This window comes from Pseudomonas persica (genome assembly GCF_900291015.1).
GTDB lineage: Bacteria > Pseudomonadota > Gammaproteobacteria > Pseudomonadales > Pseudomonadaceae > Aquipseudomonas.
In genome coordinates this window covers 183983-197675 of record NZ_OLKL01000020.1, presented here as the reverse complement: position 1 = coordinate 197675, position 13693 = coordinate 183983, and the positions used below count along the sequence as shown (strand labels likewise).

At 65.2% G+C, this 13693-nt stretch carries 13 protein-coding genes; 6 read left to right on the top strand and 7 right to left on the bottom strand.

The features are described 5' to 3' along the window. Positions 1 to 2 precede the first annotated feature (2 nt). The 3 genes from FQ664_RS11195 to FQ664_RS11185 form a co-directional block, all read right to left on the bottom strand. The gene (locus FQ664_RS11195) at positions 3 to 1649 is read right to left on the bottom strand and encodes an acyl-CoA synthetase (protein WP_144171973.1); all 1647 of its coding nucleotides are present in this window, start codon (positions 1647 to 1649) and stop codon (positions 3 to 5) included. Positions 1650 to 1798: 149 nt separating this feature from the next. Further along, positions 1799 to 2821, bottom strand: coding sequence for an AraC family transcriptional regulator (locus tag FQ664_RS11190; RefSeq protein ID WP_144171972.1), 1023 nt, complete (start codon positions 2819 to 2821; stop codon positions 1799 to 1801). Between the two features lie 57 nt (positions 2822 to 2878). Continuing rightward, complete coding sequence (locus tag FQ664_RS11185) at positions 2879 to 3742, bottom strand: LysR substrate-binding domain-containing protein (RefSeq protein ID WP_144171971.1); 864 nt, start codon at positions 3740 to 3742, stop codon at positions 2879 to 2881. A 112-nt stretch (positions 3743 to 3854) separates the two neighbouring features. Between FQ664_RS11185 and FQ664_RS11180 the strand changes: the two genes are divergently transcribed. The 3 genes from FQ664_RS11180 (at position 3855) to panB (ending at position 6763) form a co-directional block, all read left to right on the top strand. Next, positions 3855 to 4961, top strand: coding sequence for a 2-aminoethylphosphonate--pyruvate transaminase (locus tag FQ664_RS11180; protein ID WP_144171970.1), 1107 nt, complete (start codon positions 3855 to 3857; stop codon positions 4959 to 4961). 34 nt (positions 4962 to 4995) lie between these two features. Beyond that, complete coding sequence (gene phnX, locus FQ664_RS11175) at positions 4996 to 5823, top strand: phosphonoacetaldehyde hydrolase (RefSeq protein WP_144171969.1); 828 nt, start codon at positions 4996 to 4998, stop codon at positions 5821 to 5823. 124 nt (positions 5824 to 5947) lie between these two features. Beyond that, complete coding sequence (gene panB / locus FQ664_RS11170; RefSeq protein ID WP_144171968.1) at positions 5948 to 6763, top strand: 3-methyl-2-oxobutanoate hydroxymethyltransferase; 816 nt, start codon at positions 5948 to 5950, stop codon at positions 6761 to 6763. Here the strand turns inward: panB and FQ664_RS11165 are convergent. Both FQ664_RS11165 and FQ664_RS11160 read right to left on the bottom strand, forming a co-directional pair. Then, positions 6751 to 8157, bottom strand: coding sequence for an aminotransferase-like domain-containing protein (locus FQ664_RS11165; protein WP_144171967.1), 1407 nt, complete (start codon positions 8155 to 8157; stop codon positions 6751 to 6753). The genes panB and FQ664_RS11165 overlap by 13 nt on opposite strands. A gap of 81 nt (positions 8158 to 8238) precedes the next feature. Further along, on the bottom strand, positions 8239 to 9303 hold the full coding sequence (locus tag FQ664_RS11160) for an AI-2E family transporter (RefSeq protein WP_144171966.1): 1065 nt from the start codon (positions 9301 to 9303) through the stop codon (positions 8239 to 8241). Positions 9304 to 9436: 133 nt separating this feature from the next. Here FQ664_RS11160 and trhP point away from each other — a divergent pair, with 133 nt between their 5' ends. The 3 genes from trhP to FQ664_RS11145 all read left to right on the top strand — a co-directional run bounded on the left by trhP (position 9437) and on the right by FQ664_RS11145 (position 11743). Further along, positions 9437 to 10771 (top strand): prephenate-dependent tRNA uridine(34) hydroxylase TrhP, encoded by a 1335-nt coding sequence (gene trhP / locus FQ664_RS11155; RefSeq protein WP_144171965.1) that lies wholly within the window; start codon positions 9437 to 9439, stop codon positions 10769 to 10771. 106 nt (positions 10772 to 10877) lie between these two features. After that, positions 10878 to 11306: a DUF411 domain-containing protein gene (locus FQ664_RS11150; RefSeq protein ID WP_144171964.1), complete on the top strand. Its 429-nt coding sequence runs from the start codon at positions 10878 to 10880 to the stop codon at positions 11304 to 11306. Continuing rightward, entirely contained in the window at positions 11306 to 11743 is a 438-nt protein-coding gene (locus tag FQ664_RS11145) for a YqaA family protein (protein WP_013971818.1), read from the top strand. Before FQ664_RS11150 ends, FQ664_RS11145 begins: the two co-directional genes overlap by 1 nt. 152 nt (positions 11744 to 11895) lie before the next feature. Here FQ664_RS11145 and FQ664_RS11140 read toward each other — a convergent pair whose 3' ends face one another. Beyond that, entirely contained in the window at positions 11896 to 12477 is a 582-nt protein-coding gene (locus tag FQ664_RS11140; RefSeq protein WP_144171963.1) for a DinB family protein, read from the bottom strand. Positions 12478 to 12491: 14 nt separating this feature from the next. Beyond that, positions 12492 to 13598, bottom strand: coding sequence for a cell division protein ZapE (zapE, locus tag FQ664_RS11135; protein ID WP_144171962.1), 1107 nt, complete (start codon positions 13596 to 13598; stop codon positions 12492 to 12494). Positions 13599 to 13693: the final 95 nt, after the last annotated feature.

The following is a 13693-nucleotide window of genomic DNA, read 5'->3' as shown; positions in this document are numbered from 1 at the left end:
TTTCAGGCGCTGGCAGGGGTGGCCTGTTGCGCTTGTTGTTTGGCGACTTCCTGGTTGCGCAGGATGAAGCGTTGCAGCTTGCCGCTCGGGGTCTTGGGCAGCTCGCTGACGAATTCGATTTCCCTTGGGTAGGCATGGGCGTAGAGGCGCTGGCGCACGTGCTGGCGCAAAGCCTCTTCAAGCTCGGCGCTGCCCTGGTAACCGCTGGCCAATACCACGAAGGCCTTGATCAACTCGGTGCGCTCGGGGTCCGGTTTGCCAATCACCGCCGCTTCGATCACCGCCGGGTGCTCGATCAGTGCGCTCTCCACGTCGAACGGGCCGACCCGGTAGCCGGAAGTGGTGATCACGTCGTCACTGCGACCGACGAAGCTGATGCTGCCGTCCTGGTTCAGCTCGACGGTGTCGCCGCTGAGGTAGTACTTGCCGACGAAGGCTTTGGTCGGCAGGCCGTGGTAGCCCGCGAACCAGCACAGCGGCGACTGCTCGCGGTCGACCGCGAGGATGCCCGGCTGGCCGGGGGGCAGTTCGTTGCCCTGCTCGTCCAGTACCACGATGCGGTGGCCGGGGATGGCGAAACCGGCCGAGCCGAGGTGTACCGGGTGCTGCAGGCCATGGTGGTTGCACAGCACCATGCCCAGTTCGGTCTGCCCGTAATGGTCGTGGATGGTCACACCCAGTTGGACGGCGAACCAGCGGATCACTTCAGGGTTGAGCGGCTCTCCGGCGCTGCTGACCACTCGCAGGCGGCCCTTGATCGGCGCGGCAAAGTCATCCCCGGCGGCAATCAGCAGGCGGTATGCGGTGGGCGAGCCGGCCAGGTTGGTGATGCCCAGTTTTTCGATCACCCGCGCGCAACTTTCAACACTGAACGGGCCATCGTAGAAGGTGGTGGCATGGCCCAGCGACAGCGGGCCAGTGACCGCGTAATACAGGCCATAGGCCCAGCCCGGGTCGGCCAGGTTCCAGAAGTTGTCCTCGGGGCGCAGGTCGATGGCATCGCGCATATAGCCCTGGAATGCGACGATGGCCCGCAGCGGCACCTCCAGCGGTTTGGCCGGGCCGGTGGTACCGGAGGTGAACATCAGCAGGAACGGGTCGTTGCCCGAGCGCATCACCGGTTCGCACCCGTCTGCGGCACTCTCCAGACACTGCTGGAAGTCCAGCTCTCCACTGCGGGCGTTGACGGTGATGATGGTCGGGCAGGCGTGCACATCGTCCAGCTTGGCGCGGTTGTGGCTGTCGGTGACCACCACGCGGGCGCGGGACTGTTCCACACGGTGCTCGATGGCCTTGGGGCCGAACGCGGTGAACAGTGGCTGGTACACCGCCCCGAGGCGCCAGGTGGCGAGGATGGTAACCAGTAATTCCGGGGTACGTGGCATCAGGCCAGCGACCCGGTCGCCGGGCCCCACGCCCTGTGCCTTGAGCACATTGGCAAAACGGGCAGCCAGCACCTGCAACTGATCGAAGCTCAACCGCGCACTGTTGCCCTCGCGGTCTTCCCAGACCAGTGCGGTCTTGCCCTCACCGGCATGGCGGTCGCAGCATTCGACACAGGCATTGAGGGTTTCGAGGTTGCCATGCAGCGCCGCCGCAGCAGCCTGGTCATGGTCGAACGCACGAGCGGCCTCGGTGTAATCGCGCATCGTCGGACTCCTGGTTTCTTGTTTTTGGAGTTGAACCATCGGTCCGATGATGTTCGCGCCGCCCAGGCGTGGCGACAATGGCCAAAGCTGTCAATCTGGATGACCGGTTTGGCTGCTGCAACAGCAGCAGGCCGAAGCCGAAGCGCCCCTTAGCGCCCGGCGTCACGCGCCTGGATCAGCGCACGGTAGTGCCCGGGGTTGCAGCCGAACCATTTGCGGAACGCCTTGTAGAACGAGCTGGTATCGGCAAAGCCCAGGCGCTCGGCGAGCTCGGCCATCGGCGGCTCGGCCTGGCTCAGCCAGGCAATCGCCAACTCGCGGCGTACACTGTCCTTCAGGCCCTGGTAGGTCTGCCCCTCCTCCGCCAGGCGCCGACGCAGGGTGGAAGGCGACAGGCTCAACTGTCGCGCCAGAGCGTCGGCATCGGGCCACAGGCCAGGGTCCAGGTGCAGCAGGTCGGTACGAATACGCCGGCCCAGGCTGGCCGGGTCGCGGTACTTGACCAGGATGTTGCCGGGCGCCTCGGCCAGGAAGCGTTGCAGGTCATCCGCCGTGCGCCGCAGCGGCAGGTCGAGGCAGTCAGCGGCAATGATCATGCGGGTGCGTGGGCGGCCGAACTGCAGGTTCTCGGAGAACATCACCCGGTAGTCATCGCAGAACGGAGGCTCGGCACAACGCAGGTCGATGGCCAGGATCGATATGCGCCGCCCGGCTAACCAGCAGGCCACACCGTGCACGATCATCCAGAAGGTGAAGTAGGTGAAAGCCCGGCGCGGCGCGTCACGCGGTTCGTTGATGACGATCTCGGCCAGACCTTCCTGGCGCACCAGGCTCGGCTGCAGGTCTTCGAGCATCAGCGACAGGAACGCCAGCGCGGTTTCCAGGCCAGCGCCCAGGGTCGGCTGGCCCATGCTGGCTCGGCACATGAACGCCAGACTGCCGCTGCGCAGACCGCGCGGGTCCATGGCGAAAAACTCGTCATTGCAGCGCCGCGCCAGCAGACGCCAGAGCCGGGCATAAGACTCGGCACTGACCCGCGCTGCGGGCAGGTGCAACTGTTCGACTGCGATACCCGCCCGGGCCAGCAAGCCGGTATCAGGCTCGCCCGCAGGGCAGGTCTGCAACAGCGCCTCGCGCACCAGCTGCATGGAAATGGTGTCTTTCTCGCTCATCGACGGTCCTGTCGGCTCAATGCCGGCCATCTTAGGCCGCCCCGTTGAAAACAGCCATCACAGCCCCGCCGCCAGGCCGAGAAACGCCTGGATCAGGCGCAGTTCGCGGCGCCGCTCCAGGCAGCCGATCAGGTGCTGGTTGACCAGACCGTCACCGGCCAGCGGCCGTGCCACTACCCGCGGGTCATTGGCTACTTCGGTGGACGACACCACGCCAATCCCCAGTTCCGAAGCCACGGCTTCCGTCACCGCCTCGCGGCTATCCAGCTCCAGCAGCACCCGAGGTTGCACGGCGGCCTTGTTGCAGGCCTTGTCGAAGGTGCGCCGGGTGGTGGAACCGGGTTCGCGCAACACCATGATCTGCTGGTGCAGTTCAGCCAGCGGCAAGTCGCCCGCGCCGCTGGCCCAGGCATGCCCCGCCGGCAGCAAGGCGCACAGCCGCGACTCGCACAGGTTCTGCAAATGCAGGCCTTTGCGCGGCTCGATCTCGGTCAGCACGGCCACGTCGGCATGCTCGCTGAGCAACGCGGCCAGGGTTTCCTGGGCGTTGCCCAGACGCAAGTTGACGGTAATGCCCGGGTAGCGCTCGCGCAACTGGGCCAGCATCGGCATGACCCGGTGCGGGCCGTCGGCCGCCACCTCCAGGCGCCCGGTCAGCAATTGGCGGTTGGCCTCGAGCATGGCCTGCGCCTCTTCGGCCAGGCCGAACATGGCGCGGGTGATGGCCGCCAGACGGGTGCCCTCTTCGGTCAATTCCACCCGCCGCGCGGTACGTCGCAGCAAGGTGATCTGATAGTGCTCCTCCAGCGCCTTGACATGCCCGGTCACCGCCGGCTGGCTGATGAACAGCCGCTCGGCGGCACGGGTGAAGCTGCCTTCGCGGGCCACGGCATCGAAGGCGCGCAACTGGAACAAGTTCATACCTATCGGCCCTACTTATAGCTGAGATAACAACAAACAATTTGATTGATAGCAACGCGAATTGCAACCTAGGCCCCGTAGTTTCACGCCACCGCATGTGAGGAATACCGGAATGAGCAACGCCCCGATCCTGCTGACCCCCGGTCCACTGACCACCTCGTCCCGCACCCGCCAAGCCATGCTGGTGGACTGGGGCTCCTGGGACCGCGACTTCAATCAACTGACCGCCAGCGTCTGCGAGCAACTGCTGGCGATCATCGACGGCAGTGCCAGCCACCACTGCGTGCCCCTGCAAGGCAGCGGCACCTTCGCCGTGGAAGCGGCAATCGGCACCCTGGTGCCACGTGACGGCAAGGTCCTGGTGCTGATCAATGGCGCCTACGGCCAGCGCCTGGCAAAGATCTGCAAGGTGCTGGGCCGCGCCTACAGCACCTTCGAAACCGCCGAAGACCAGCCGACCACGGCCGCCGACGTCGACCGTCTGCTGGCCGCCGACCCGGCCGTGACCCACGTGGCGCTGATCCACTGCGAAACCAGTACCGGCATCCTCAACCCGCTGCCAGAAATCGCCCAGGTCATCAAACGCCACGGCAAACGCCTGATCATCGATGCCATGAGCTCGTTCGGCGCCCTGCTGATCGATGCCCGCGCAATCCCCTTCGAAGCACTGATAGCGGCTTCCGGCAAATGCCTGGAAGGCGTGCCGGGCATGGGCTTCGTGTTCGCCGAGAAAACCGCCCTGGGCGCCGCCGAGGGCAATGCCCACTCGCTGGCCATGGACCTGCACGACCAGCACACCTACATGGCCAAGACCGGCCAATGGCGCTTCACCCCGCCGACCCACGTGGTCGCCGCCCTGCACGAAGCGCTGCTGCAGTACAACGAGGAAGGCGGCCTGCCGGCGCGCCACCAACGCTACGCCGACAACTGCAAGACCCTGCTCGACGGCATGGCCGCCCTCGGCCTGCGCAGCTTCCTGCCCGCCGAGATTCAGGCGCCGATCATCGTCACCTTCCACGCGCCGAAGGACACCCGCTACCAGTTCCAGGACTTCTACGAGCGGGTCAAGGCCAAGGGCTTCATCCTCTACCCGGGCAAGCTGACCCAGGTCGAAACCTTCCGCGTCGGCTGCATCGGCGTGGTCGGAGCGGACGGCATGCAGGCCGCCGTGAATGCCGTGGCCGAGGTGCTGCGGGAAATGGAAGTGCTGGACATCTGACCCTTTGCCTACCCGACTTCAGGAACAAGCGCACATGAACTACAGCAACCCCACCCAGCTGCAAGCCGCCATCCTCGACTGGGCCGGCACCGTGGTCGACTTCGGCTCTTTCGCCCCGACCCAGATTTTTGTCGAAGCCTTTGCCGAATTCGATGTACAGGTGTCCATCGAAGAAGCCCGCGGCCCGATGGGCATGGGCAAGTGGGACCACATCCGCACCCTGTGCGACGTGCCGGAAATTGCCGAGCGCTACCGCAAGGTATTCGGCCGCACCCCGACCGACGATGATGTCACCGCCATCTACAACCGCTTCATGCCGCTGCAGATCGAGAAGATCGCCGTGCACTCGGCGCTGATCCCCGGCGCCCTGGACACCCTCACCGGGCTGCGCCAGGACGGCCTGAAGATCGGCTCGTGCTCGGGCTACCCGAAGGTGGTGATGGACAAGGTGGTGGAGCTGGCCGCGCAGAATGGCTACGTGGCCGACCATGTGGTGGCCACCGACGAAACCCCGAACGGCCGCCCATGGCCGGCCCAGGCCCTGGCCAACGTGATTGCGCTGGGTATCGACGATGTGGCGGCGTGCGTGAAGGTCGACGACACCGTGCCGGGCATTCTCGAAGGCCGCCGCGCCGGCATGTGGACCGTGGCCCTGGTGTGCTCGGGCAATGCCTTGGGGCTGACCTGGGAAGGCTACCGTGCGCTGAGCACCGAGAAGCTGGAAAGCGAGCGCCAGCGCATCCACGCCCTGTTCGCCGGTTCCCGCCCGCACTACCTGATCGACACCATCAACGAACTGCCCGAAGTGATCGCCGACATCAACCGGCGCCTGGCCAAGGGCGAGATGCCGCAAGCCTCCTGAGCCGGCATTGGGGTCGCTTTGCGGCCCCTTGTTCTGGGTTGCGATCTGGCCCGAATCTGTACATTGAGTTGCCGCTGAAATTGCCAAAACATGGGCCCTCCCTGTCCTGAGATGCCCAGCCCCAATGAGCACACACACCCGCACCCGCCGCCTGACAATCCCGCAACTGGTGGCCATGAAAGGTCAGCAGAAGATCGTCTCGCTGACCGCCTACTCCAGCACCATCGCTCAAGTGATCGACCCGCTGGTCGACTTCATCCTGGTTGGCGACTCCACGGCCATGGTCGGCTACGGTCGACCGTCCACCCTCGGCATGCGCCTGGACGAGACCATCGCCCATACCCGCGCCGTGGTCGACAGCACCCGCCTGGCCTGCGTGATCGCCGACATGCCGTTCGGCAGCTACCAGGAGTCCCATGAACAGGCGTTTCGCAACTGCGCCAAGGTACTGGCCAGCAGCGGCTGCGATGCCGTCAAGCTGGAGGCCAACCAGGCGTTGGCGAGCACCATCGAGTTCCTTGTCGCCCGTGGCATCCCGGTAATGGCGCACATCGGCCTGATGCCGCAGTTCGTCAATGCCATGGGTGGTTACAAGGCCCAGGGGCTGAGCGAGGACAGTGCTGCTACGCTACGGGCCGACGCGCAGGCCAACCTGCGCGCCGGCGCTTTCAGCCTGTTGCTCGAAGGCGTGGCCGAGCCGGTGGCCCGCGCCATCACCGAAGCCAGCACCAAACCGACCATTGGTATTGGCGCCTCACCCACCTGCGATGGCCAGGTGCTGGTGACCGAAGACCTGCTAGGTCTGGGCAGCGCTCATGTACCGCGCTTCGTCAAGCAGTACGCCGACGTAAGCCAGGTAATCCGCGAAGCCTGTGGCCGCTATGCGCAGGAAGTACGCAACGGCATGTTTCCAACCTTGCAACACTGCTACGGCGTATGAGCTTCATCCTCGATGGCCTTGACCAGGCATTGCAGGGCCAGGGCAATATCCTTGCTCCAGTCCACGCTGCAACACAGCCGCAGGTGGCTGCGCCAAAGGCCGCACTGGCTGAAGATTTCGCCTGGGGCAATGACGATGCGCTGTGCCAGCAACCGGGCGAAGACCCGGCGCATGTCCACCGGGCAGGTCGCCTGCAACCACAGGCTGGCCCCGCCCTGCGGCTCGGCGATATACAGGCGACCCTGGCCGTGGTTCTGCAATAGCGCCGCCATCTGTTGCAGGCGCTCCTGCAACATGGGCCGCAGCCGCTGTAGATGCTGCTCAAGCCGGCGCGAGGTGAACAGCCTGGCGATCGCTCGCTGGCGAATGGGTGAAAGGCGGAAGGCGCGCTCGAGAAAGAGCTGCTGCAAGCGTTCGACATGATGCCGGCATAGCAGATAGCCAAAGGGCGCCTCCGCACCAATCAGCTTGTCGAAGGTAGAAAACACAAGCAGCCGGTCGGGGTCGGCGAAGTCGCGGTAGCGTGGCGCTGCCGGATGGAAACACAACTCGCCGTAAGCATCGTTTTCGAAAAGCCACACATTGCACTCGGCCAGCCAGTGGCAGATCTGCTGCTTGTCTGCTGCCGGCATCAGCCCACCTTGTGGCACGTTGGCCGCCGACGACAGCACGGCCAGGCGAACCGGTTGATCGCACAGCAGTTGGTGGAAGTGCTGCAGGTCGAAACGCCCGTCTTCACCCAATGGCACTTCAATGATGGTCATGCCTGCCGCCTGCAACTGCCGCAATACCGCCCAGTTGCAAGGCGACTCCACCAGCGCCACCTGGCCCTCGAGGCCGAGGGCGCGCAATGCCAACTCAAGGACGCTGCGCAGGTCTGCACCGATGAACACCTGGTTGGCCTGCCAGTAGTGCTGCGCCGAATGGGTGTAGCGGTCGGCCAGCACGCTGCGCAGCTCCGGCTCACCGAACGGTTGGTACAGGGGGGTCTGTGCACGGGGGTACTGGCGCGCCAGTTCGCGCTCGATCATCAGCAGTGGCTGCTCCAGCGACAGCAGCATGGCTGGCGCATCACTGCCCAAGGCGAGCATACCCGGCTGACGGGCGCTGGCGAATACCGTGTCAAGCAGGCCCGGGGAATGTCCGCGCAACGCAGATGGGCGAGTGCGGGTGAAGTAGCCCAGCTTGGGTCGTGCATACACCCGCCCTTCATCTTCGAGCAGCGCATAGGCGTACTTGGTGCTGGACACCGAAACGCTCAGGCGCTGGGCCAGCTCGCGCAGCGACGGTAGGCGTTGTTCCACGTCGCATGGGGCTGCCTCGATCCGCTCGAGCAGGTAGCGGTAAACCGCTTGGTAGGTGTATTCGGGGTTGTTGTTCGGCCTGTTTTCCATAACCTGATCCATGCACGGCTTTTTGTAGGAGCGTCCTTGTGTCGCGCCTACACTGAACCCGACAAGTTCGCCGGTAAAGCCCTATTGTGGCAACTGCACCTGCGGCTTGGTCGCCGCAAAGATCGCCCAGCTCGACACGAACAACGCCGCGATCAACGGCCCGATGACGAAGCCGTTGAGCCCGAACACCGCCAACCCACCCAAGGTCGACACCAGGATCAGGTAGTCCGGCATGCGCGTGTCCTTACCCACCAGGATCGGCCGCAGCAGGTTGTCCACCAGGCCGATCACCAGCACGCCGAACGCGGTCAGGATCACCCCCGGCAATATCGCCCCGGTCAGCAGGAAATACGCCGCCACCGGTGCCCACACGATCCCCGCCCCTACCGCCGGCAACAGCGACAGAAACGCCATCAGCACCGCCCACACCAGCGCACTCGGGATATCCAGCACCCAGAAGATGAAACCGCCCAGCGCCCCTTGGGTAATGGCCACCAGCACATTGCCTTTCACCGTCGCCCGCACCACACGGTTGAACTTCAGCTGCAAGCGGCGCTTCTGCTGCTCGGGCAGCGGCACCGCCAGACGCACCTGCCGGGCGACCTCCGCGCCTTCGCGCAGGAAGAAAAACAACAGGTACAGCATGATGAAGAAGCTGAGCATGAACTGGAATGTGTCCTGCCCAAAGTTGAATGCCTGGCTGGCCAGTACCTGGCTCCCCTGGGTGGCCCACTTGCTGATCTTGTCGCGCAGCCCGTCGAGGTTGCCCATGCCCATGCTGTCCAGGCCCTGCCGGGCGAACGCCGGGAGCATGTCCTTGCCGCGCTCGACATAACCGGCAATATCCAGCTCCCCGTGCTCGATACGCTGGTACAGGGCGGCGCCCTCCTGCACCAGCAGCGCGCTGGTGATGATCACCGGCAGGATCGCCACCAGCAGGCACACCAGCAAGGTGGTCGCCGCGGCCAGGTTGCGCCGGCGGCCGAAACGCAGCAACAGGTGGCGCTGCAGCGGGGCGAACAGGATGCCAAGTATCACCGCCCAGAAGATCGCACCGTAGTACGGCAGCAGAATCCAGATGAAGGCGATGGTCACCAGCGCCAGCAGTACTGCCAGGGCTTTGTTCTGCAGGGCGGTCTGGTTCATCGCGGGTCCTCGCATGGCTTATGCGTTATTAGTGCGCCGCGCCTGGGCAAAAGTGCCGCTATTCCCTTGATGCAAATCAATACGCGCCGTGTCTGTCAGCCCTAGCATCCGCGCCTTTTGCCCCGGTGCGCACATGAACCCTACCGCCAAGCCCGAACTGCTGGCCCCCGCCGGCACCCTCAAGACCATGCGCTACGCCTTTGCCTATGGCGCCGACGCGGTCTACGCCGGCCAGCCGCGCTACAGCTTGCGGGTACGCAACAACGAGTTCGACCATGCCAACCTGGCCCTGGGTATCCAGGAGGCGCATGCCCTGGGCAAGCGCTTCTACGTGGTGGTCAACATTGCCCCGCACAATGCCAAGCTCAAGACCTTCCTCAAGGACCTGGCGCCGGTGATAGAGATGGCACCGGATGCGCTGATCATGTCCGACCCCGGCCTGATCATGCTGGTACGCCAGCACTTCCCGCAGATGCCGGTGCACCTGTCGGTGCAGGCCAACACGGTCAACTGGGCCAGTGTGCAGTTCTGGCAGCAACTGGGCCTGAGCCGGGTGATCCTGTCGCGCGAGCTGTCGCTCGAAGAAATCGAGGAAATCCGCCAGCAGGTGCCGGACATGGAACTGGAGGTGTTCGTCCACGGCGCCCTGTGCATGGCCTACTCCGGCCGTTGCCTGCTGTCGGGCTACCTCAACAAGCGCGATGCCAACCAGGGCACCTGCACCAACGCCTGCCGCTGGAAGTACGACGCCACCCCAGCCACCGAGAACGCCAGCGGCGACATCGTGCGCGAAGTGCAGCCGACCCTGGGTCTGGGTGCGCCGACCGAGCAGGTGTTCCTGCTGCAGGAGAGCAACCGCCCCGGCACCGAAATGCCGGCGTTCGAGGACGAACACGGCACCTACATCATGAACGCCAAGGACCTGCGCGCCATCCAGCACGTCGGGCGCCTGGCCGGGATGGGCGTGCACTCGCTGAAGATCGAAGGGCGCACCAAGTCGCACTTCTACTGCGCCCGCGCAGTGCAGTCGTACCGACAGGCGATCGACGACTCGGTGGCCGGGCGGCCGTTCGACCGCACGCTGATGGACAACCTCGAATCCCTGGCCCAACGCGGCTACACCGAAGGTTTCCTGCGCCGCCATGTGCACGACGAATACCAGAACTACCAGCGTGGCAACTCGGTCTCCGAGCGCCAACAGTTCGTCGGCGAACTGACCGGAGTGCGTATCGACGGCCTGGCCGAAGTCAAAGTGAAAAACCGCTTTGCCGTGGGTGACCATCTGGAGCTGATGACCCCGCGCGGCAACTACCACTTCGACCTGCACCGCCTGCACGACCGCCAGCAGCAGGCCATCGAGGTGGCGCCGGGTGACGGCCACGTGGTGTACCTGCCGATCCCGGAACAGGTCGCGCTCGACTACGCCCTGCTGATGCGCGACCTCAGCGCCGACGAGGCGGCCAGCTGACAATCCTGTAACGTGCGCCTCAGCTACCTGACAGGTGCCAGCGGCGAACATCATGCAAGCCGCTTACGCTATGCTGCTGACCTACCGCTGTAAGGAGTGCTTCACCATGCTGCGCAAACACTTGTTGACCCTGGGCCTGCTGGCCGTCACCGGCCTGGTCCAGGCCGCCGAGACCATCGACGTCTACCGCGACCCCAACTGCGGCTGCTGCAAGGCCTGGATCAGCCACCTGCGCGACAACGGCTTCACCGTCAACGACCATGTCGAACCGAACATGAGCGCGGTCAAGCAACGCCTGGGCGTGGCACCACGCCTGGCGTCATGCCATACCGGGGTGATCGACGGCAAGTTCGTCGAAGGCCACGTGCCGGCCGAGCAGGTGCGCCTGCTGGCCAAGCGCAACGACCTCAAAGGCCTGGCCGTGCCGGGCATGCCGATGGGCTCGCCCGGCATGGAAATGGGTGACCACAAGGATGCCTACCAGGTCATCGGCGTGACCCAGGACGGCAAGGACACCGTGGTCGCCAACTACTGATGCTCAGCCTGTGGGCGCTGTTCCTCAGCGCCTTCGGCGCCGCCACCCTGCTACCGCTGCAATCGGAGGCCGTTCTGGTCGGCCTTTTGCTGCGCCAGCCCGAGGCCTGGGCCACCCTGCTGCTGGTGGCTACCCTGGGCAATGTGCTGGGCTCGGTGGTCAACTGGGTGCTGGGGCGGGCCATCGAACACCTGCGTGACAAGCGCTGGTTCCCGTTCAGCCCTGCCCAGCTGGAGCGTGCGCAACAGCGCTACCAGCGCTGGGGGCAATGGTCGCTGCTGCTCAGCTGGATGCCGGTGATCGGCGACCCGCTGACGCTGATAGCCGGCATCATGCGTGAGCCGTTCTGGCGCTTCCTGCTGCTGGTGACCCTGGCCAAGGCCGGCCGCTATGGGGTACTGGCGATGATTACCCTGGGCTGGTTTCACGCCTGGTAACACCTTTCACGTTCCGCGTGGTCCACTGGCTGGGTAAGTGATCCAGTAATTGGCCCCTGTGGGAGCGGGTTTACCCGCGAAGAATGCGACGCGGTGTATGGCACCGGCCAAGCGCCGGTGTTCGCGGGTGAACCCGCTCCCACAGGGGGCTCCTACACTTTCCAGAGCAGCTCCTCGGTCCAGCCCAGCTCGGCAAAGTCCGCCGCCCGTAGACCCGCCTCCTCCTCGCAGAAAAACTCATCCAGCTGCGGTGGCCTCACCGCCGTATCACTGAGCATCGCATGCACCTGCCCGCGGTGATGCACCTGGTGCTCGAACAAGTGCGCCAGCAGGCGCAGCCGTTGCTCGCGCTGCACCCGCTCGGGGCGCACGATGCTCACATAGCGCCCCAGTTCACCATCGCGCAGCCCACGGCAATAGGCGATCAGCCGGTGATCGGCCTGAGCCTGCTCGGCATGCAGGTCGGTGCAGGTGGCAAACGGCTGCTCCGGCTCGAAGAAGCGCTCGCCGTCGGCGTCGGGCAGCTCGCCGCGCTGCTCGCACTCGAGCATGTGCAGGTAGAACCAGTCCACCGTCAGCAGGTGGTTGAGGGTGGCCTTGATCGACGGGAAAAAGCTGCAGCGCGGGGCGACGAATTCATCCTGGGTGAGTTGCAGGCAGGCCTTGTACAGGCGGTGATTGGCCCAGCCATTGTTGTAGGCCTGGGTCAGCAGATGATGCGACAACGGCTCCATGGTCAGGCTCCTTTTCAGGCGAAGCGTTGCAGTTGCATCTCCCGTAACCGGCTCAGGGTCCGTTGATACGGGAACGCCAGATACCCTTGAGTGTAGAGGGCATCCAGCGGCACCTGTGCCTCCAGGTACAACGCCACGCGGCGGTCATAGCATTCGTCGACCAGGGCAATGAAGCGGCGCACCGCGTCGTCCTTGGGCGACAGCGCCGGCAGTTCGCGGTCGCCCGCCACCACCCGCGCCGCAGCATCCTCGGTGCCGCGAGCAATGCGCCCGGCTCGCTGTTCACCACCCAACGCCGGGATGCCCGATACCAGGATGGCCGGGAAACGGTCGCACAGGGCCATGAACTCCATGGCCGCCAGCGGCTGTTCGCACAGGTCGGTGAAGCGGCACCAGATGGCCTGCGCGCTGCGCCGCACCACCTGCACCTGCCGGGGGCCGATGGCCAAGGGCTGATCGTGGCCCGCATCGCTCGGGCTGAGCTGGCGGAACACCTCGCCCAGCTGGCTGGCCTGCCCCGCTTGCGCCACCCAGTAACGCTGGCGCTCGGCGCCGGGGTGCAGGCGGTGATCCTGCTCGCCGACGACCGGCAGTACCTGCATGTGCCGCTGGATGGCGGCGATGGCCGGCAGGAAACGCTCGCGGTTGAAGCCGTCGCGGTAGAGCTGCTCGGGCGGCTGGTTGGAGGTGGCGACGATCACCACGCCTTGGTCGAACAGTACCTGGAACAGGCGGCCGAGGATGATCGCGTCACCGATGTCGCTGACGAACAGCTCGTCGAAGCACAGCACGCGAATCTGCCCGGCCAGTTCCCCAGCCAGCGCCAGCAGCGGGTCGGCGGTGCCGTTGAGCTGGAACAGGCGCTGGTGGACCCAGGCCATGAAGTGGTGGAAGTGCTGACGCCGGCTGGGTACCCGCAGGCAGCGGTGGAACTGGTCCATCAGCCAGGTCTTGCCACGACCGACCGGGCCCCAGAGGTAAATACCCCGGGTGGGGCGGCCTTGTTCGACGGCCTGGAAACAGGTCTGCAAGGCCTCGACGGCGCGGGCCTGTGCCGGGTCGGCGACATAGCCCTGGGTGGTCAGGGCCTGCTGGTAGAGGGAACGGGGATCGATAGCCATGCGGCATTCTACACATACCTTGTGGGAGCGGCCTTGTGTCGCGAAAGGGCCGCAGAGCGGCCCCAGGATTTTCGCGTCACGGCGAATATTGCTGG